At 26.7% G+C, this 17,889-nt stretch carries 25 protein-coding genes; 1 reads left to right on the top strand and 24 read right to left on the bottom strand.

The window, feature by feature from the left end; genetic code table 11:
- From AC2TEO_RS07020 to AC2TEO_RS07005, 4 genes are all read right to left on the bottom strand, one after another.
- A complete protein-coding gene (locus AC2TEO_RS07020; RefSeq protein WP_442267419.1) occupies positions 1 to 627 on the bottom strand; it encodes a metallophosphatase domain-containing protein in 627 nt (208 codons plus the stop codon).
- Positions 628 to 691: 64 nt separating this feature from the next.
- Positions 692 to 910 (bottom strand): hypothetical protein, encoded by a 219-nt coding sequence (locus AC2TEO_RS07015; RefSeq protein WP_442267418.1) that lies wholly within the window; start codon positions 908 to 910, stop codon positions 692 to 694.
- A gap of 14 nt (positions 911 to 924) precedes the next feature.
- Positions 925 to 1,782 carry a tetratricopeptide repeat protein gene (locus AC2TEO_RS07010; RefSeq protein WP_442267417.1) on the bottom strand — a complete coding sequence of 286 codons (858 nt, stop codon included), beginning with the start codon at positions 1,780 to 1,782 and terminating at the stop codon, positions 925 to 927.
- Between the two features lie 82 nt (positions 1,783 to 1,864).
- Positions 1,865 to 2,128 carry a cysteine hydrolase family protein gene (locus AC2TEO_RS07005; protein ID WP_442267416.1) on the bottom strand — a complete coding sequence of 88 codons (264 nt, stop codon included), beginning with the start codon at positions 2,126 to 2,128 and terminating at the stop codon, positions 1,865 to 1,867.
- Positions 2,129 to 2,421: 293 nt separating this feature from the next.
- Here AC2TEO_RS07005 and AC2TEO_RS07000 point away from each other — a divergent pair, with 293 nt between their 5' ends.
- Complete coding sequence (locus AC2TEO_RS07000; protein WP_442267415.1) at positions 2,422 to 2,850, top strand: hypothetical protein; 429 nt, start codon at positions 2,422 to 2,424, stop codon at positions 2,848 to 2,850.
- Between the two features lie 144 nt (positions 2,851 to 2,994).
- Here AC2TEO_RS07000 and AC2TEO_RS06995 read toward each other — a convergent pair whose 3' ends face one another.
- The 20 genes from AC2TEO_RS06995 to AC2TEO_RS06900 form a co-directional block, all read right to left on the bottom strand.
- A complete protein-coding gene (locus tag AC2TEO_RS06995) occupies positions 2,995 to 4,191 on the bottom strand; it encodes an IS256 family transposase (RefSeq protein ID WP_442265948.1) in 1,197 nt (398 codons plus the stop codon).
- A 281-nt stretch (positions 4,192 to 4,472) separates the two neighbouring features.
- A complete protein-coding gene (locus tag AC2TEO_RS06990; RefSeq protein WP_442267414.1) occupies positions 4,473 to 5,021 on the bottom strand; it encodes a YbhB/YbcL family Raf kinase inhibitor-like protein in 549 nt (182 codons plus the stop codon).
- Positions 5,022 to 5,109: 88 nt separating this feature from the next.
- Positions 5,110 to 5,946, bottom strand: a complete 837-nt coding sequence (locus AC2TEO_RS06985) for a helix-turn-helix domain-containing protein (RefSeq protein ID WP_442267413.1) — start codon at positions 5,944 to 5,946, stop codon at positions 5,110 to 5,112.
- 40 nt (positions 5,947 to 5,986) lie between these two features.
- Positions 5,987 to 6,325, bottom strand: coding sequence for a hypothetical protein (locus AC2TEO_RS06980; protein ID WP_442267412.1), 339 nt, complete (start codon positions 6,323 to 6,325; stop codon positions 5,987 to 5,989).
- A gap of 109 nt (positions 6,326 to 6,434) precedes the next feature.
- Positions 6,435 to 7,223 carry a cation efflux transmembrane domain-containing protein gene (locus AC2TEO_RS06975; RefSeq protein ID WP_442267411.1) on the bottom strand — a complete coding sequence of 263 codons (789 nt, stop codon included), beginning with the start codon at positions 7,221 to 7,223 and terminating at the stop codon, positions 6,435 to 6,437.
- An 11-nt stretch (positions 7,224 to 7,234) separates the two neighbouring features.
- A complete protein-coding gene (locus AC2TEO_RS06970) occupies positions 7,235 to 7,609 on the bottom strand; it encodes a DUF3703 domain-containing protein (protein WP_442267410.1) in 375 nt (124 codons plus the stop codon).
- A 66-nt stretch (positions 7,610 to 7,675) separates the two neighbouring features.
- Positions 7,676 to 8,083, bottom strand: a complete 408-nt coding sequence (locus AC2TEO_RS06965) for a Fur family transcriptional regulator (RefSeq protein ID WP_442267409.1) — start codon at positions 8,081 to 8,083, stop codon at positions 7,676 to 7,678.
- 9 nt (positions 8,084 to 8,092) lie between these two features.
- Positions 8,093 to 8,611: a hypothetical protein gene (locus AC2TEO_RS06960; protein WP_442267408.1), complete on the bottom strand. Its 519-nt coding sequence runs from the start codon at positions 8,609 to 8,611 to the stop codon at positions 8,093 to 8,095.
- A gap of 112 nt (positions 8,612 to 8,723) precedes the next feature.
- Complete coding sequence (locus AC2TEO_RS06955; RefSeq protein WP_442267407.1) at positions 8,724 to 9,047, bottom strand: LytR/AlgR family response regulator transcription factor; 324 nt, start codon at positions 9,045 to 9,047, stop codon at positions 8,724 to 8,726.
- Between the two features lie 6 nt (positions 9,048 to 9,053).
- Positions 9,054 to 10,106, bottom strand: coding sequence for a ligand-binding sensor domain-containing protein (locus AC2TEO_RS06950; protein WP_442267406.1), 1,053 nt, complete (start codon positions 10,104 to 10,106; stop codon positions 9,054 to 9,056).
- A 137-nt stretch (positions 10,107 to 10,243) separates the two neighbouring features.
- A complete protein-coding gene (locus AC2TEO_RS06945; protein WP_442267405.1) occupies positions 10,244 to 11,728 on the bottom strand; it encodes a nitrilase-related carbon-nitrogen hydrolase in 1,485 nt (494 codons plus the stop codon).
- Positions 11,729 to 11,804: 76 nt separating this feature from the next.
- Positions 11,805 to 12,395 (bottom strand): Crp/Fnr family transcriptional regulator, encoded by a 591-nt coding sequence (locus AC2TEO_RS06940; protein ID WP_442267404.1) that lies wholly within the window; start codon positions 12,393 to 12,395, stop codon positions 11,805 to 11,807.
- A 55-nt stretch (positions 12,396 to 12,450) separates the two neighbouring features.
- Entirely contained in the window at positions 12,451 to 13,026 is a 576-nt protein-coding gene (locus AC2TEO_RS06935) for a DinB family protein (RefSeq protein WP_442267403.1), read from the bottom strand.
- Positions 13,027 to 13,056: 30 nt separating this feature from the next.
- Positions 13,057 to 13,593 (bottom strand): Crp/Fnr family transcriptional regulator, encoded by a 537-nt coding sequence (locus AC2TEO_RS06930; RefSeq protein ID WP_442267402.1) that lies wholly within the window; start codon positions 13,591 to 13,593, stop codon positions 13,057 to 13,059.
- Positions 13,594 to 13,669: 76 nt separating this feature from the next.
- Positions 13,670 to 14,161, bottom strand: a complete 492-nt coding sequence (locus AC2TEO_RS06925; RefSeq protein ID WP_442267401.1) for a hypothetical protein — start codon at positions 14,159 to 14,161, stop codon at positions 13,670 to 13,672.
- 248 nt (positions 14,162 to 14,409) lie between these two features.
- Positions 14,410 to 15,066, bottom strand: coding sequence for a CPBP family intramembrane glutamic endopeptidase (locus AC2TEO_RS06920; protein ID WP_442267400.1), 657 nt, complete (start codon positions 15,064 to 15,066; stop codon positions 14,410 to 14,412).
- Positions 15,067 to 15,443: 377 nt separating this feature from the next.
- On the bottom strand, positions 15,444 to 16,226 hold the full coding sequence (locus tag AC2TEO_RS06915; RefSeq protein WP_442267399.1) for a helix-turn-helix domain-containing protein: 783 nt from the start codon (positions 16,224 to 16,226) through the stop codon (positions 15,444 to 15,446).
- A 57-nt stretch (positions 16,227 to 16,283) separates the two neighbouring features.
- Positions 16,284 to 16,394 carry a two-component regulator propeller domain-containing protein gene (locus AC2TEO_RS06910; protein WP_442267752.1) on the bottom strand — a complete coding sequence of 37 codons (111 nt, stop codon included), beginning with the start codon at positions 16,392 to 16,394 and terminating at the stop codon, positions 16,284 to 16,286.
- 450 nt (positions 16,395 to 16,844) lie between these two features.
- Positions 16,845 to 17,081, bottom strand: a complete 237-nt coding sequence (locus tag AC2TEO_RS06905; RefSeq protein ID WP_442267398.1) for a hexameric tyrosine-coordinated heme protein — start codon at positions 17,079 to 17,081, stop codon at positions 16,845 to 16,847.
- 72 nt (positions 17,082 to 17,153) lie between these two features.
- Positions 17,154 to 17,777 (bottom strand): Crp/Fnr family transcriptional regulator, encoded by a 624-nt coding sequence (locus AC2TEO_RS06900; protein ID WP_442267397.1) that lies wholly within the window; start codon positions 17,775 to 17,777, stop codon positions 17,154 to 17,156.
- Between the last annotated feature and the right edge of the window lie 112 nt (positions 17,778 to 17,889).

Below are 17,889 nucleotides of genomic sequence, written 5' to 3'. Positions count from 1 at the left end.
TTAATATTCGATTGTTATTGGTGCATTTGTAACTTCATATCTAATGTTTAGTATACTGGCATTAATAAAATTTACACCAAATTTTTTAGTAGTTCCGTAAGCTTCATGTATATGTCCAGCTAAATGAACTTTAGGTTTAATTTTTTTAATTGTGTTCAGTAAGTTTTCACAGCCGACTGTTTCATCTTTATTGGTTAAATCAAGAACTCCGTAGGCAGGACCGTGAGTTATTAAAATATCTGTTTCTTCTGGAATTTTATCCCAGTGTTTTTGAATTTCTTCACCTCTTTGTCGGTTAAAAGCCCAATCGTAAAACCAAGGTTGGATAGGCGATCCCCAAATATTGATTCCTTCGATAGTTATACCAGAATCATTAAGATAAATAATACTGGAAGGTATAAGTTCTTCAATTTCTTCAGGACTCGCTTTTTCAAAGAAAAAATCATGATTACCAGCGATAAATATTTTGTGTTTAAAATCAAGCGCTTTAAACCAATTCAGAAAATCTAGAACTTCATGCTTTTCTCCACGGTTGCTTACATCACCAGCATGAATAATCATGTCACCTTTTGGTAATGATACCGATTTGTGAAGTCCGTGCGTATCTGAAATACAAACTATTTTCATGAATTAAACTTTAATAAACCAACAAATTACAGTTTTAGTTTCAACTGAAAGATGATAAATCATTTTATTTTAAAGGCAGTTTTGCAATAACATTTCCTTTAGAATCGAAAAATGAACCATTTTTACAACTCATTTTTTCTTCCATTGGCATTTTAGATAATTTTTCGACGAAATCTCTAGTGAACTTTTTGAATTCTTCACTAGGGTTATTTATTCCATCTTCATGCATCTTTTTCCTCATTTGATAAACTCCTAAAAAATGAGCAACATTTAGTTTAGTCATTAGAAAAAGTAATTTTAATTCTTATCCCAATTCTTTTCAAAATACTCGATGTATTGCATATAATTCGAGTCTTTTTTAGCATACTTTTTTGTCAGCTTAGCCCATTCATCAAACTTTGTTCTATTTTTTAATTTAAAAAAAGCTTGTGCCATATTTATAGCCATTTCACTTTTTTCAAAATCGTTATCTGATGCTGAAATTCCTTTTAAATATATTTCTTCAGCTTTTTTTACTTGATCAAGATTGACATAAGAAAAACCTAATTCTCTATAAAAATAGAAGTTTTTAGGATTGTTTTTAATTGCTTTATCTAAAATAGGAATTGCTTTTTTGTACTGTTTCAAATGATTGTAAGCGTAAGATAATTCAAACTCAAGACCTTCGAAATGAGGCTTTATTTTATAGGCTTTTAATAAAGGTAATAAAGCGCGTTCACAAGCTCCAGCATGATTATAATGGTATCCTTCGTTTTTTAAATAACCAACGTTTTCAGATCCTTGTTTATAAACCGATAACCATTCTGGTGTATCAGGTAAATTCAAATCTTCAATTTGTTCTTTTGTTAAAATTGAAACCGGATTAGCATTTGTATCGATGCGATATTTTACAGCACCAGTTTGTAAGTTATTTCCTACTTTTTTTAAAGTTCCGTTTTCAATTTTAAATCGATCTTCATAATTGAAAGTGAAACCAGCTTGGTTGTCCAAATAAATAAATCCATAAGCAAAAGAAGAATCGATATCTTTATTAGGAAATGCCACCCATTTATCAACAGCATCAAAATATTTAGTAGTAAAGTTTAAGTCCGTGCGTTTATTTTGTGAAAATCCAAGATTGGATATTAAGACTAAAGCTAAAATTAATATTCTCATAGTTTTATTGGTTGTTTTGTTTCGAAGCTTATTTGTATAAATGTATTGAATTATTGTTATAACAAGATGTTTTAATTCTCAATTATATACTTTGAAATATTGTTGTTAATGCCTCTGTTTTCTTTATTTGAATTTTTCCTTTTGTTGGAATCATATTTTTCCAAACCCAATTGTAATGATCTATTACTTGTTTAGCAGTTAGTTGAGGTCTTTCTCCAGTTGTATGTCCATCTTCAATTACAGTAATATGATAATCTTTTGTAAGTGCCGATTGAATCGTAGATTCTACACAGAAATCAGTTGCGCAACCTGTAATGATTAATTCATTAATCTTATGAAAATTCAAAGTGTTTAGCTAAATAGAAATTTAATTTATTTTGTGTTCTATTGCTTGTAAGTGGTTTTTTATGAGTGTTGTAGGTCTGTTTCAGTAAAACTTGGGTTGTATAATAATATTTTCACTATAATCAATTTACTTGTAGTGTGAAAAAGAAAATGTAAGTCATTATAAAAATGAATCGATTTAAGAAAATTATCAAATATTTCGGAATTTTAATTATTCTCTTAGTCTTGTTTCGTGGATTTCTATATCGAACTTTTGTTAATTATTCAAAAATTGAAGTTCGAAACAGTATTACTTTGACGAACCAAAATTTGATTAATGAAATTGATAACCAAATAGAAGGAAAAAAACTGAGTATTGAAGAAATAATTGCATTGAGTAATAGAATAACGAGTGAAAAACTAAAATTTACATTTAAAAAGGTTTCAAGTGATCCGAATTTGGTTTCTGAATTTGGAAAAGCCAATTGTATTGGATATTCTTCTTTATTTAACTCAATTGGAAATTATGTAATTATAAAGCAAAAATTGACTGATAAGTACGAGTGTATTCATTTAGTTGGAGAATTGGATGTTTTCGGATTTAACGTGCACGACTTATTTGATAGCCAGTTTTTTAAAAATCATGATTTTAATAAAATAGAAATCAAAGAAACTGGTGAAAAGAGATTTGTTGACCCAAGTTTAAGAGATTATTTAAGAATTGAATCTGTTATGTCTGAATAAAAGCCTTACAAAAAGGGATAAAAATAATAAGGGTAACATATTAATAAAGTCCGCAAAATTTAAAATTTTAAAGTATGAAAAGATCATGATAAAATTGACACTATCCCAAAAAGTGTGTAAGTTCAAAATATCAGGGTTAAGGTTTTAAATCTTAATCCTGTCTTCAAATATAGCCAAAAACTGGTTAAGAATAATCCCCCAGTTTCTAACGGGCATTGTCCATTTTTTTGTACTCTGTCTTAAAGCCAAGAACACAGATTTAATTACAGCTTCATCTGTTGGGTATGAGAGTTTATTTTTGGTGTATTTTCTAATTTTCCCATTTAGATTTTCGATTAGGTTTGTGGTATAAATTATAGTTCTAATTTCAACAGGGAAGTCAAAGAACACCGTAAGTTCATCCCAGTTATTTTCCCAGCTTTTTATGGCATAAGAGTACTTTGAGTTCCATTTGATTTTAAAGTCTTCTAAAGCTGCTTTAGCGGCTTCTTTAGTGGGCGCTGTGTAGATTTGCTTCATGTCAAGAGTAAAAGCTTTTTTATCTCTCCACACGACATATCTACAAGAATTTCTAATTTGATGAACTACACATATTTGAGTAGTAGAATTAGGGAAAACTGTTTTTATAGTATCAGTAAAGCCATTTAAATTATCGGTAGCTGTTATCAATATATCCTGAGTTCCTCTAGCTTTAATGTCGGTTAATACGGTCATCCAAAAAGCAGACGATTCATTTTTACCCAACCATAAGCCTAGCACTTCTTTCTTACCATCTGTTCTTAAGCCTACTGCCATATAGATGGTTTTATTGATAACCTTAGAGTTTTCTCTAACTTTAAAAACAATACCATCCATCCAAACAATTAAATAAGTAGCTTCTAATGGTCTATTCTTCCAAGCTATTATATCATTGGTGATTTTATCTGTAATTCGAGATATAGTAGAACTAGAGATATTAAAACCGTAAAGTTCTTTTATTTGATCTTCAATGTCACTAGTACTCATTCCCTTGGCATATAGGGATATGATGATATTCTCAACTCCATCAGAGGTACTTTCTCTTTTCTTGACAAGCATAGGGTTAAAACTGCCTTCTCTGTCTCTAGGAACTTGTATCTCTGTTTCGCCTAGTGAGGTTTTTAATTTCTTTTTAGAATATCCGTTGCGAACATTCCCAGTGCTACTTTTCTTATGTTTTTCATAGTCTAAATGAGCATCTAATTCTCCTTCTAGAATCTTTTCTATACCACGTTTATGAAGCTCTTCTAGAAAACTAGTTAATTCTGAACCGTTACTGAATTGTTTTAAAAAGTCATCGTTTAATAAATCTTCTGGTTTCATCTTTGCGTAAAATTTTAAAATTAATTATTTAAAAAAAATATCGGGGTTGAATTCAACCCCGATATTTTTAAAACTTACACAGTTTATGAGATACTACCATAAAATTGTAATTATGGCTAAATACTAAACCTAATAATAGCTGATTTTTAATTCCTTATTATTCTTATATGAGACTTTTCAAGTTTTTTAGTTATTTTTTGATTTAAGAACACGATTTTTAAACTATAAAAGCGATTCGAGTTTATATTCAAATCGCAATTTATGTTTTGCTTGGTTAAATTTTACCTCTTATAATATGCAATAATACTAGCTTTTGCCAATGTTTGATTCCAAAGATAAAAACCAACTACAGCAGGGTTTGTGTTCTCATTAAGTCCTAAAGTGTCAGTTTTTAATGCGTAAATAGTAATGATATATTGGTGAAACCCATGTCCTTTCGGTGGACAAGGACCACCAAAGCCTTTAATTCCGTAATCTGTAATACTTTGAATTGCTTTTTTAGGCGCTAACTTAAGAGAAGTTATTCCTGCGTTTGTTACCAATTCATTTACATCGGCAGGAATATCAAACATTACCCAATGCCAAAATCCGCTACCAGTTGGAGCGTCAGGATCGTACATTGTTATAGCAAAGCTTTTTGTGCCTTCTGGAGCGTTTTTCCATGATAATTGTGGTGATTGGTTTTCTCCTGAACACCCGAATCCATTAAATTCTTGAGCTTTAGTAGCCTCACCACCTAAATCATCACTAGATAGGGTAAAGGTTTTTTGAGCATAGGTTGTTGTTGAAATTAGAAAAAATAATACTACGAATAAATTTATTGTTTTCATCTAATTGTTTTTTAAATTACAAAGACAAAATTAAATTTATAATCTCTTTTTTAATTTAGAGAAACGTTCAAAAAGTGTTGACAAAAGTTCAATTATTTTGATGTTGTTTAGGAGTGACCCCATACTTGGATTTATATGCTTGTATAAAACTTGATAAAGTTTCATAACCAACTTCATTAAAAATTACAGATGGATTTTTGCGTTTTTTATGAAGTAAGTAATTAGCGTGTTCTAATCTTTTATTTTGAAACCATTTAATAGGTGACTCTGAATAATGTTTTTCAAATTCTCTTTTAAATGTAGATATACTCATGTTACATAAAAAAGCTAACTCTTTTAATGTTAATTTGTTTAGTTTGTTACTTTCTACAGTTTTCATGAATTTTTGAGTGATATTATCGCTATTTATGGTCAGAGAAAATAGAAAATCTGTACCATATATTTCAGTTAGATATACTAAGATTTCTTCTAGTTTTAGTTGAAGTAATTTATTTTTTACAGGATTAGAAAGTTTTGAAATATCTTCTAGGTTTTTTACGAAACTTCGAATAAAATCATCGTATTTAAAAGAATAGACAGACTTTTGTTTTGAAAACCTTTTAGGATCAATGTTATTTTTGTGAATGAAATTCAAGAGTATTTCATTTGAAAAAAATAAAAGTAAACTCCTATAATTTTTAACTTCAGAAAGTTTTTCTGTCATTAAGCAATGCCCCGATTTCATAATTAAGAATTCTGATTTATTAATTGATAAAGTAGTATTATCAAAAAACACTTCCTTGATTCCATCTAATAAAAAACTAAAAGTATTTTGATTTAAAATAATTTCTTGTTTTAATATTTCTTGAGAATTCTGATAATCAAAAATCTGAATAGATTGTGAGTTTTCAGATTGAAATTCATCAGGTAATGTAATTGTCGTCATTTTTCGTTATGTTATAAGCTCAAAATGGATTTCATTTTTGTTAATTATCTTTAACTGATATAATTTCTTTTATATCATTATCATATTTAACAATAAATAGAGGATTAGAAGCAAATCCAAAATTTTCATTTACTAATGCTATAGAAATATTCTTTAATGTATCTTCAGGGAAAAAGGATTTTTGTACAATACTAAAACTGATATCTATTTTCATTCCTGTTTTTTTTAAAGAATCTATTCTCTTTTCATGATTTTTAAATTTTTCTAAAGTAGTTAACTTACTAATAAAATCTGTATCAGAATTTAACTTAGCTTCTTTTTTGCATGAAATAAATGTAACTATAATAAGAGTATAAATAACTTTGTTTAATAGTTTCATGATACGTTCAGATGTTTTCAATGGTGTTTTTCAATATAAATTTATTAATAAGTTTTTCTGCTAATACAAAAAAATAGAAACTATCTTTTTTTTAAAGCATAGATGTTATTTAAAGTTTTAATATTCTAATAGCTCCTCTTATTACTAAAGTAAAAATTATAATTCCAATAATTAAATCAGGTTTATTAGAGTTAAGCCAGTAAACTAAAAAGCCAGCAGAAATAACTCCTAAGTTTATTATTACGTCATTTGAGGTGAAAATAAGACTTGCTTTAATATGTATTTCTTCTTTACTTTTAGATTTTTGCAAGAGGTAGAGACAAATTCCATTTGCAATTAAAGAGAAACAAGAAATAATTATCATTGTGGTATAATTAGGGTAATTTGTTGCTTCTGAAAACCTTCTTAAAACCTCTACGAGTCCAATAAAGGCAAGAATGATTTGAAAATATCCAGCAACTTTGGCAATGAATCTTTTTCTTAGTATACTTTTACCAATAGCAAGTAAGCTGATTCCGTAAACAAAACTATCGGCAAGCATATCTAAACTATCTGCTATTAATCCTATTGATTTAGAGATTATTCCTGATGTCATTTCAATTAGAAAAAAAATAAAATTTATCCCAAGAATTGTAAAGAGTAGCTTTCGTTGACTTGATTTTTTTTTAAACGTTATCTGATTTGTTTGTTCAGTAGAAATTTTTTTCCCGCCAAGTTTAAGTTCAATAATAGACTTTTCAATGAGGTCAGTTTTTTCATTATGGAAAACAGTTAGTTTTCTGTCTTTTAAATCAAATTCTAAGTTGACAATACCAGATATATGATTTAATTTTAATCGGATTAGATTTTCTTCTGACGGACAATCCATTTTAGCTATTTTAAAAACTGTTTTATACATTTCAATAGCTTTTATATTTTAATTCCAGCTTTAGTGAAAATAATATGCAAATCTTCATCAATTGGAAATGATTGTAATGCTGAAACATTTGAACCTCCAGGGTTACCAATTGGGATTTTACCAACAAATGATTTGATACCTCCAAAAATTAAACGAAAAATTTGTCCTTTAATCTCTTTTAAACTTTTAATCTTAAAGCCGAATTCTAACATTTTCCAATGAACATAAGTATGTTGAAAAGGGAATTTTTGGCCTATTATATGAGCTCTTTCTAAATGAAACCAAGCTTTTTCTAAATGATTATTAGAATACTCGATTTTATATTTTTTTATTTCATTATTAAAATATGGTTTTAATTTTTTAGGAATGGAAGTGTAAAATTTCATAATATAGTTTTAAAATATATTACAAATGTATCTTGCTTTTCGTGCAACTCCATTGCAAAGTTTTTATTAACTACACTTGTCGCAAAAACCTTTTATAACCATATTAGCTTGCGTTTGTTTAAAGTTTTTAGGGAGATTTATTTTTGGTATTGGAATTTCAAAAAGGCAAAAAGCTTTATCACAGTTTAAACAATAAAAATGGTAATGTAAATCTTCAAGTTCACAGTTGCATCCTTCAGCACAAACAGCGTATTTTATTGTGCCCGAACCATCTTCAATACTATGTATTATAGCGTTTTTTTGAAAAGTTTTTAAAGTTCGAAAGATAGAACTTCTGTCTGTATGTATTAAAGCAGTTTCTATGTCTTTTAAAGATTGTGCTTTTTGCTGATTTAATAGATGTTTTAATACAATAGAACGAACAGCTGTATTTTTTACTTTTTTGAGTTTTAAAATTTCTTCAACAGTTTGCATTTCCTTTTTTTAGTTTTTATCATAAGATTTAGGAATTTTATTTTCGTTTGTTTCCTTATCAAAAACCCAAGAGATGATCCACCATCTTTCATTTTCATAAATTAATTGTATACTATTTATGCCTCTTCTTTCAACAGGGCCATCAACTTTAAACTTTGTTTCATAAGTACTCCAAACATGAGCAATATTTCCAAATATTTTAACTTCTCTATTTATTTCATATTCAATGAAATCAGATTTTATCACCAATTCTTGAGTTTCTTTATGAAAATCACTAACAGAAATGGTTAATTGTGAACCATCATTGTTTTTATAAGAGTAAATAGCTTTTGGGTGATGTAATGAAATATCTCTTTCCCATTGCCTTTTTTCTCCTTTAAGTCCAGAAACTACTTCGTAAGTAGCATTGATTAATCCAGAAATTGTTGAAACATCTTTCTGTAAAGGATACTTTGTTTGCGCATTTATTGTGTTATTTGACATTGTAAGAAGTGAAATTAAAATTATTAATTGAATAACAGGTTTCATACTTTTATTTTTTTATTAAACAATAGTTCAAAAAAAGTTACTCTTCTTTTTAATAACAATATTTCTATTTCTTTGTATGTACTTTTTATTTAGAAGTAGTATTTTGTTATGTTTATAATAAAAGTTTTTCTATAGTTTCTTTTAAACATTCACGATACGATTTTCCTACTGAAATTTTGAACTCTCCAATAACAATTTGATTGTCTTGATATGAATCAATTGTAACGAGATTTACTATATAAGAATTTTGAATCCTTAAAAATTCATTAGGTAGGTTTTCTATAAGTTCTTTTAATGACTTATAATATATGTACTTTTGTTTGTTAATCGTTACGATTTCGACATAGTTGCCTAACCCTTTTATGTAAGCAATTTCTTCAAATTTTATTTTGATGAATTTTCTATTTGTTTTTATAAATGTGAAATCGTTTTTCATTATTTTTTATCTAGTAGATTTGTTTATTTTTATTCCGGTGTAATATTTTATAGTTTTTCCATCGTATAACCAAATTCCATTTCCTCCACCTATATATAAATTCCCTTTTTTGTCGTCTACTATACCGAAAAGCATTTTTTCTGATTTGAAAATATCGATTAGTTTTAATTTTTGACCTGTAATAGAATTGATCTCTGTTTTTTTTAGGCTAGAAGCTCCTTTTTCAGGCATACCAGTAAACCAAAAATGACCTTTAATATCTTCATAAATTTTCCATACATCAGATAATTCATAATTGAAAGAGTTGTTGTTGTACTTCCATAAACCACTACTATCTACTAACCAAATATTTTTAGAATTATCTTCAATTATAGACCATACATTAAAAAAAGGTTTTCCTTCATTATTTATTATTTCGGAAAAAGTATTGCCATCATAAAATCCTGCATTTCCTCTAGTACCAAACCAAATATTTCCTTTAGTATCTTCTAAAATAGTATTGATATCATTATGAGGTAAACCATCTTCAGTTGTAAAATTTACAAAGCGACTCCCATCGTATTTACTTAAACCTCCTTGTCCGCCTATCCATATATTTCCTGCTTTATCTTCATAAATACACATGTTCCTCAAATGCCCAAGACCATTTTTCGTTGTAAAATTAGTTACAGTTCCTGTTTTAGAATCTATACGAAATGCTCCTAATTGATCACTTGCAATCCAAATGTTTTTTTTACGATCTTCTAAAACATCAAAAGCATACCAACTTTCTAATTTTTTTGGCTTTTTCAATCGAGTAAAAGACTTACCATTATATCTAATGATATCGTCGTAAGCAGCAATTAAAAGATTTCCTTCATGATCTAATTTGATATTTCTTGTTATTCTTTTAGGTGCATTAGAATTAAAAACTGTGTCAATTTTTGAAATAAAAGATATATATTTTTCAGTATTTATATCTGAAATGATTTCATTGTTCTTAGTTGTTACCTTGTGCTTCTCTGTTTTACATGAAATTGTAAAAATTAAGATTAAGCATGTGTATATAAATCTTAGCATTTTCTGTTTTTAGTTACTATAAGTACTTTTATAGATGTATTTTGAGAAAGTTACTGATTTATTTTCGATTAAATTTTAATATACTAAAGTAGGAGGTAAGTCCAAATAATATCTTATTAGTTACTTGTTATAATTTTTTAGTTAGTTTTTAGAGGTTGCCTTTTTAGTAAGATAATAACTGAAATTAATATTAAGAAACATAAAGCAATAAATGAATCTCCTATTTTCGAGTAAATAGTTTTTACTCCTTTTGTTGGTAGTTGAGTTATTAATATTTTTTTATTATCAGTGAAATGATCCATTTGACTAATTACTTTTCCTGTATAGTCAGTTCCTATTGATAAACCATTACTAGTTTGTCGTATTAAGTTAAACCCTTGTTCAATGGCTCTAAATTTTGCCATATCTGTATGAATAGGATCTATTTCTCTATAATCGTTACTTGGAGCTAAGAAAATATCTGAACCTTTAGCTTGTTTTAAGTAATTAGGAAAATCTAGGTCAAAACAAATTGCTCCACCGATGATCCCATATTCTGTTTCTATTTTTTGTATTCCTGTATATTTATTGTCACTAATAGGGGCTTCAGCTCCAGGAACAGAAATGCCTTTCCAATAATCAATAACCTTTTCTCCATTTGGGTTAAAAACAACAAATTTATTTTCAAGAAATTTCGCTTTAGTATGATTGATAACTGCAAGACCTAATCCTAAATAAATTTTCTTATCAGAAGCTACTAAACTTGCTTTTTTGTAGAGATTTTGTTCGTCTTCTTTTAATATAACAGCATTACCTTCAGCCCAAAAAACTATTTTGGCTCCAGCTTCAGCTTCTTCAATACTTTTGTCGAATAAATATTGATTTAATTTTGTGGTTTGTTTTTTAGCTTCAGTTCTAGTTTCATGTTTTGTTTCTTGTTTTTTAAATCCGCCTATATCAAAACTAACTGCGAGATTATCTAATGCAGAAATAGATGCTATTTTTACAGTTTTATTGTTGCTTGATTGAAAATTTGTACGATAACCGCCATATATAAAGGTTATACTAATAACTAAACTATATATTAGGATTCCTTTTTTTACGTTTTCTTTTTTGCTTCTTTGCTCATATATCCAATTGCTAACTGATGCAAACCACATAATTAGAAAAGTAATGTATCCCATTCCTAAAATAGAAATAGATTGTAGTAGAATATGTTGTGATTGTTGAGAATATGCGAAATGTCCCCAAGTTCCATATTGATTAATTTTATGATACAAATATTCTAATATAACTACAGATGTAGGAAATATTAATGTACTTAAAAAAGAATCTCTCTTTTTAGAAAAAAAGGAATCAATTAAATAAGGTAAACTAGCAAAAACACTAAAAATAATAGAAATAATAAGTGATATTGTAACAGGTAAAAAAGGAACTACATCAAATCCAATATAATAACCTGAACCTATAACTAAAAAAGCGAGTAAAAAACCTTGCCATCTATTTAATTTTCTAACAGCAAAGAGTAATAGAGCTGTAAAAAACCATATGGCGAAAAAGACAGCATATTGTCCATTAGAAACTATAGACAATATCAATAAAATTAAGACTAATAAGGCTTTTTGAATAATATTTGATTTCACTTTAATTGTATTTAATATTTGATACTTCAAAAATGAAAATTAATTTTAATTTGAACCTGACACATAAGTGTCATAATTATTTTTTTGAAAGTTTGCTGCGTATTCTAGTTAATGATTGTCTTTTTATACCTAGAAAAGAAGCCAAATGAGTTAGGCTAATCCTATTAATGATATCTTTATTTTTGTTAATGAAATTTAAATAACGTTCTTCAGCTGTTTCGAATAAGAAACTTTCAACTCTATCAATTTCTCTTATTAAAACTTGTTCTGCAACAAGCCTTCCATACATCTCGCTATCTTTATATTTAGAATAAGCTTCTTGAAGTTTCTCATAAGATAAGACTACTAGAATAGATGGCTCTAAACATTCTATGTAATATTTTGTTTTTATTTGTCTAATAAAAGAAGGGTAATCTATAGCGTATTCTTTCTCGTTTATAAATCCTGTTGTTATTTTATTTCCTTTATCATCTATATAATATTTTCTAGCAAGGCCATTGCATATAAAACCTATTTCTTTTTGTACATCACCATTTTTATAAACAAAATCTTTTTTGTCATATTTTTTTATTTTTAAAATTGAACGAGTGAATTTTCTTGCTTCTAAACTCATATGTGGGAATTGCAGCATGAACATGTCAAAATAGTATTCTATTTCCTTTTTCATTAAATAAGTATTCTATTGATTTTTAATTTTATCAATATTAGAGAAAAGATATTATTTAACAATTAATTTTTAATAATATATTATTAGCTTGTATTAAATGTCTTTCATTATGGTATATAAGAACTCTAAATGTATCTCCGATTTTTAATTTGATTAAATTTGATATACTTATTGCTGTTTTTATCTTATTTAAATCGATTTTTTTTGATTTATTTAGAAGTTTTAATATTTGTTCTTGTTGTAAAATGAAACGTTCTATAGTATGATTATTTAATTCATTCCCAATAGGATTTTTATCTTTAAAAGTTTTCATTTTATTAAGTTCCTCTTTTGGTTGCAAGCTTTTTGCAAAATAATTACCTAAAATTCCAGATTTAAAATTCTCTTTAGGTTTAGTTGTCGAGCTATCAATTTTTTTTTGAATTTCAGGGATATAAAAATCTCCATATAAATTTAAATGTTCAAAACATTCTAAAATACTCCAACTATTTTTATCGAATCTCCAGTTTAATTTTTCGATATGAAGATTGTTGAATTTTTCGGCAGTTTTGATGTTTTTTTTAGTTTTTCCTATTAAATCTGTGATTAATTTTTCAGAGTTTATTACCATTGTTTTTTTCTCAAAAATCATTATTTCTATTTATGAAAACATTGATTTAAATTAAGATTTTTTTATTCTAGATAATGTTTCTGGTGTCATTCTTAGGTAAGAAGCTATATGTTTATTAGGGATTTCTTGAAATAATTGTGGACTTCTGGCTAAAACTCTTTTGTATCTTTCTTTTGGAGAAGAAGTTAAAATGTCTCTTTCTCGTTCCATGAGTTGTAATATTAAATCTTGAAGTATTAAGTGCCACGTTTTTGTGTTTTCTGTAGAGCTTTCAATAAAGCTCATGAATGTAGTTTTTTTAATTACTTTCAGTTCTGTTTTTTTTATTGCTTGAATGTATAAATCTGAAGGTTTTTCATTAATAAAAGAATCTAAAGAGGCAATAAAATTATTTGTATAACCAAACCTAATTATATTTTCCTCAAATTCTTCTACTACATATATTTTTAAACTTCCACTGACAATAAAATATAGGTTTGTATCTATACTACCTTTAACTTTTAAATATTCATTACGGTTTAATACCAATTCATTGTCCCATAAATTTTGTTGATCTATTTTTTTTATAAAATTTGTTACTAGATTCATTTTTGCTTTTGTAGACAATAATTTTGAGTTAATTAGATGTTTTTATTTAAAAAACAGATATAGAGTTTATTTAATTTCAATTTTTAATTCTTTGGTACTTTTCAATATTATAATAGTTTATACCTAACTCTTCAATTTTTTCAATTCCTTGTGTTACCAATGTGTCAACATTTATTGTATACTCAAATTCAAAAGTATTTCCTTCCCATTCTCTTATATTAAAATATTGAAGATTTTCGATGTACTTTTTACCTTTAATAGAATATTTCCCTCCACCTGCAACGAATATCGCAGTACTATCTTTTCCTTTTTTTAAATCATGCCTTAAAAAAGTAAAATGTGTTTTATTTATGATTTTTATCATTTCTTGTCCCTTAGTATAATCTGTTACTATGGTATCTTTACCTTTTATTGTTGTTCCTGAAATTAATTTCCAAGTTCCTTGTATTGAGGCTGTCTTATTTGCTGGCGATGATTCTTTAGTACTTTTTTCTTTGGGGTTACAACAAGTTATACAAAGTGATATTAATGATAAAAAAAATAATGTTATTGTTTTTTTAATTCTCATTTTTAAGATTTTGTTTTTTCTATGTTACTTTTTTAATATGATTTATTATATAAATTTAATAGTAATGCCTGAAATTAGAATCGTTTCTAAATGAATTGTAGTTAGCTCTGTAAATATAAAGTTATAGTTTCTTTATTATTAAGATTTTTTTTGAAATTAAGTTAATAGGCTCTTTTAAAGGTAATTAAAGTTATTACTTAGGTTTTATGTTATTTATAATTCAATTTTCGAATTGAAAGACTATCATCTCATTTAGAATTTTGTTTTATGATATACGGATTTATGAAACTATTATAATTTTTAATTCGTTTCCAGTATAAAATTAAAATAAGAGCTATTATATCTAATAGAACAAATATGATGCTCCCTTCTGGTCCAAAAATTCCTCCTGTTAGTAAATTGTTAGGCATTTCTACGCTAATTATTGAGGCTTTAGCAATATTACCACTAATAGCAAAGCCAAAAATAACGCCTTGTAGAAGATTCCATGAAAAATGCATGCCAATAGACATACCTAATCTTCCTGTTATTAAGAATGGTAAACACATTATTATTGCATCAAGTCCAAGGTTTATAGTTGAGATTGTAGTTGCACCTTCATTTTCAATATGTGCAAGACCAAACAAAGGAGCAATAGCAAAGAGTATTATAAAAGCTCTTTTAAAAGGATCTTTTTTAATCGTTTGTAATGCTTCATAAAAGATATAAAATAGAAAAGCTCTAAAAAATATTTCTTCTACGCTACTTCCAATAATTAAACCAAATATTTCAGAAAATATTCCCTCCCAAAAAGAAAAATCAAAAGAATATTCAGATGAGTTAGTAGTGAAAAAATCGATAATTTTTAAATTACCAGTACTATACATTAGTAAAGAAAATATAGATAATTGGATTAAAGGAATCACGATTCCTATTAAAAATTCTTGTATCCATATTTTATTAATATTTAAACCGTATTTCTTAAATGAAGATTTATCAAGAAATTTTATTTGTATAAATAAGCTGAATAAAATGCATACTAAATATATTGAGGCTGATAAATAACCTCTTAAAAGACTTTGGTTTAAAATTTTTTGAAGCCCTATTTGTAAAGGAATATTCATTAAAAAAACAACAAGCAAAAAAATAAATAAACGCCATATCGGTCGTATTTTACCCTTTGAGTTAAAGAAGATGTTTCGCATACTTATATTGATATTAAATTAATTGATGAAAAATTTAATTGCAAAATAAGTCTCTTGTTTTTTTTAAAATAGAATGAAATTAGCCTCTTTTTTAAAAACTAAAATTTCCGAATACTTTTAGGGTTATATCCGGTGTATAATTTAAATATCCTAATCATATGACTATGATCTGAAAAGCCACATTTAAAAGCTATTTCTGTAATAGACATGTTGGTGTGAAATAAATAATGCAGTGCTTTTTTAACCTTGATTTTTCTCATGTAGTCTCCTAAAGAACCATTGTAGTATTTTTTAAAATATTTAGAAATTGTTACTGGATGTACATTTAAAATCAGAGCAAGTTCATTTAAGGGAATAAATTCATTCCAACGATCTTCAATTATTTCTTTCAGATATTTTATCCAATCGGGTTTTTTGGGAGATGTTTTTTTATTAGAAAATATAGATTTTAAGGATAGTTTAATTGAATCTATAGTATACTCATCATTTACATGTAACTCGTTATAGATTTTTATTAATTCAAGATAGGCTTCAACATTTTTGTTGTCTAATAATTTTAAATCATTAAAATTTAAATCATTTTTAGAAAAAAAACTATTCTCAAATTCTAAATTAAGATTTTTTGAAGGGAATGCGGTAAATCTATTTCTATGAATTTCCCCCTCATTATAAGCTATTATTTTTCCTGAAGAAACTTGAGATTCATTTTGTTTTCGAGATTCTAAATTCCCTCCCTGTAGAATTAATGATAAGTGTATGTTTTCATGAGAGTGCCATTCTTCTGAAACAGGTTTGTTATAATTAACTATAGATACAGAACAAAAATCTAAATGGAATTTTTCATTTGTTGTTCCTAAGAATGTATTATATTTTAATTTCAAGTTGTTTGTAATTTTTATCTCAAATATTGATCTGTTTTATTGAACTTTTCTTATTGGTTATATTGTGAATTTTTCAAATGTTTTATTATTGAATTTGAATGCTCCATTTTTGTATGTTCCTAACCAAAGATCTCCTTTTCTATCCTTATAAATTGAGAATAAAGTAATGTTTTTTCATCATATTTATAAATCCCTTTGTCTCAACTACCAAACCAATAAATATTCTTCTTATCTTGATAAATAACCATTATGTTATTTCCAAACTGAGAGGCTATATTACCTTTTTTAATTTAGCTTGTGTTTTCTTGTTTTTCATCTATTTGTTCATAACAAGAGATAAATAAAACTAGCGTGTTTAAAAAAATGAGAAAGTTTAATTTTATAGTCATTTACTTGAAGTTTTATTTCCATTGTATGATTACAACGATTAAATATAAGATTTGTAACTAACAAGTAAATAAGGGAGAGAGAAATTATAAGCTTTATAATTTATGAGTTAAAATTTCTCAACTCCGCTCATATTAATTTAAGTTTTTTATTTGTATTTCTACTTTTTCACTGAGATATTCATTTTTCCTGAGTAAATATCAAAAAAAGAATTATTTGTATAATATTGTTTTATTTCCAATAATTATTTGCTGCAGAAACAGTTTGAAAATTTAGAGCAATAACTTGCGAGGCAGTTGTTAAACCTAAAGCATCATTTGCATATTTCGGTCTTAAACTTTTTAATATTTCTATATTAGGTTGAGTAGATTTTACACCCATTCTTGAAAGTTTAATAGCTAATTCAAATCCTTCTTGAGGTGTACTTGTTTTTAGAGTATTAAGCCAAACTTCTTTTTGATCTAACATGTTGTAGTGTTTTAAAATTATAGTTAACAAAAGTATTAGTGTAGTATTTTTAAAACAGTGATATATGTTACTTTATAAAATTTTTAATTGTCTTCCTTCTTGCTTTATGAAGTTAGAGAGTTTATGATTTTTTAATAAGCGAGAAATAACTTCTCTAGAAGTTCCTAAATCATTAGCGATATCTTGATGAGAAATATTCAAAAGTTTAGTTTTAGATATTCCGGATTTTTCCCTTAAATAATTTAGTAATCTATCTTCTAAATTAAAACATATAATTTGTTTTGTTGAATCTAAGAGTTTTTGATAGTGTTTTTGGTAATTGTTAAGAATAATATTGTTTAGGGAATGAAATTTCTTAATCCAAAGTCTAACTCTTTCAATAGGGAGTAATAATAAAGTGCTATCTAGTTCAGCAATTGCTGAAAAATCAGCTTTAGAATTATTGTTTACATGAGCAAAACTGTAAATACAAGATTCTCCAGATTCTATGAAATAAAGTAAAAATTCTTTTGTTTCTTCATAGCAATATACTTTAATACATCCATTTTTAATTATAGGTAAATATTTTATGTATTGTCCTTGTTTTACAATAAATTCATTAACCTTAAAGGTTTTCAATTGAGCATACTTTTCAATTTCTTGAAGAAGTTCTTTTTCAAATTGAGGATAACAGTCGGTTAAAAAATCTGTTTTCATTTTCAAAATTCATCAAAAGATTTTTAGTTCTTGTTTTGCAAATAGTCTATTTTATCTTTTAATTCTTCAATTTGGTTAACTAGCTTATTTACATTTTTGTGTGTGGAGTAAA

The organism is Tenacibaculum aquaeponti, from assembly GCF_057221555.1.
The sequence above is the reverse complement of the archived record's forward strand: the minus strand, read 5'-3'. Positions and strand labels throughout refer to the sequence as shown.

Excerpts from the sequence above, each read along its gene's own strand:
- AC2TEO_RS07015 (WP_442267418.1), bottom strand. The coding sequence starts at position 910 with ATGACTAAACTAAATGTTGCTCATTTTTTAGGAGTTTATCAAATGAGG.
- AC2TEO_RS06900 (WP_442267397.1), bottom strand. The coding sequence starts at position 17,777 with ATGAAAACAGATTTTTTAACCGACTGTTATCCTCAATTTGAAAAAGAA.
- AC2TEO_RS06990 (WP_442267414.1), bottom strand. The coding sequence starts at position 5,021 with ATGAAAACAATAAATTTATTCGTAGTATTATTTTTTCTAATTTCAACA.
- AC2TEO_RS06905 (WP_442267398.1), bottom strand. The coding sequence starts at position 17,081 with ATGTTAGATCAAAAAGAAGTTTGGCTTAATACTCTAAAAACAAGTACA.
- AC2TEO_RS07020 (WP_442267419.1), bottom strand. The coding sequence starts at position 627 with ATGAAAATAGTTTGTATTTCAGATACGCACGGACTTCACAAATCGGTA.
- AC2TEO_RS06950 (WP_442267406.1), bottom strand. The coding sequence starts at position 10,106 with ATGCTAAGATTTATATACACATGCTTAATCTTAATTTTTACAATTTCA.
- AC2TEO_RS06925 (WP_442267401.1), bottom strand. The coding sequence starts at position 14,161 with ATGAGAATTAAAAAAACAATAACATTATTTTTTTTATCATTAATATCA.
- AC2TEO_RS06960 (WP_442267408.1), bottom strand. The coding sequence starts at position 8,611 with ATGAAACCTGTTATTCAATTAATAATTTTAATTTCACTTCTTACAATG.
- AC2TEO_RS06965 (WP_442267409.1), bottom strand. The coding sequence starts at position 8,083 with ATGCAAACTGTTGAAGAAATTTTAAAACTCAAAAAAGTAAAAAATACA.
- AC2TEO_RS06985 (WP_442267413.1), bottom strand. The coding sequence starts at position 5,946 with ATGACGACAATTACATTACCTGATGAATTTCAATCTGAAAACTCACAA.
- AC2TEO_RS06995 (WP_442265948.1), bottom strand. The coding sequence starts at position 4,191 with ATGAAACCAGAAGATTTATTAAACGATGACTTTTTAAAACAATTCAGT.
- AC2TEO_RS06955 (WP_442267407.1), bottom strand. The coding sequence starts at position 9,047 with ATGAAAAACGATTTCACATTTATAAAAACAAATAGAAAATTCATCAAA.
- AC2TEO_RS06975 (WP_442267411.1), bottom strand. The coding sequence starts at position 7,223 with ATGTATAAAACAGTTTTTAAAATAGCTAAAATGGATTGTCCGTCAGAA.
- AC2TEO_RS06940 (WP_442267404.1), bottom strand. The coding sequence starts at position 12,395 with ATGAAAAAGGAAATAGAATACTATTTTGACATGTTCATGCTGCAATTC.
- AC2TEO_RS06935 (WP_442267403.1), bottom strand. The coding sequence starts at position 13,026 with ATGATTTTTGAGAAAAAAACAATGGTAATAAACTCTGAAAAATTAATC.
- AC2TEO_RS06970 (WP_442267410.1), bottom strand. The coding sequence starts at position 7,609 with ATGAAATTTTACACTTCCATTCCTAAAAAATTAAAACCATATTTTAAT.
- AC2TEO_RS06930 (WP_442267402.1), bottom strand. The coding sequence starts at position 13,593 with ATGAATCTAGTAACAAATTTTATAAAAAAAATAGATCAACAAAATTTA.
- AC2TEO_RS07010 (WP_442267417.1), bottom strand. The coding sequence starts at position 1,782 with ATGAGAATATTAATTTTAGCTTTAGTCTTAATATCCAATCTTGGATTT.
- AC2TEO_RS06980 (WP_442267412.1), bottom strand. The coding sequence starts at position 6,325 with ATGAAACTATTAAACAAAGTTATTTATACTCTTATTATAGTTACATTT.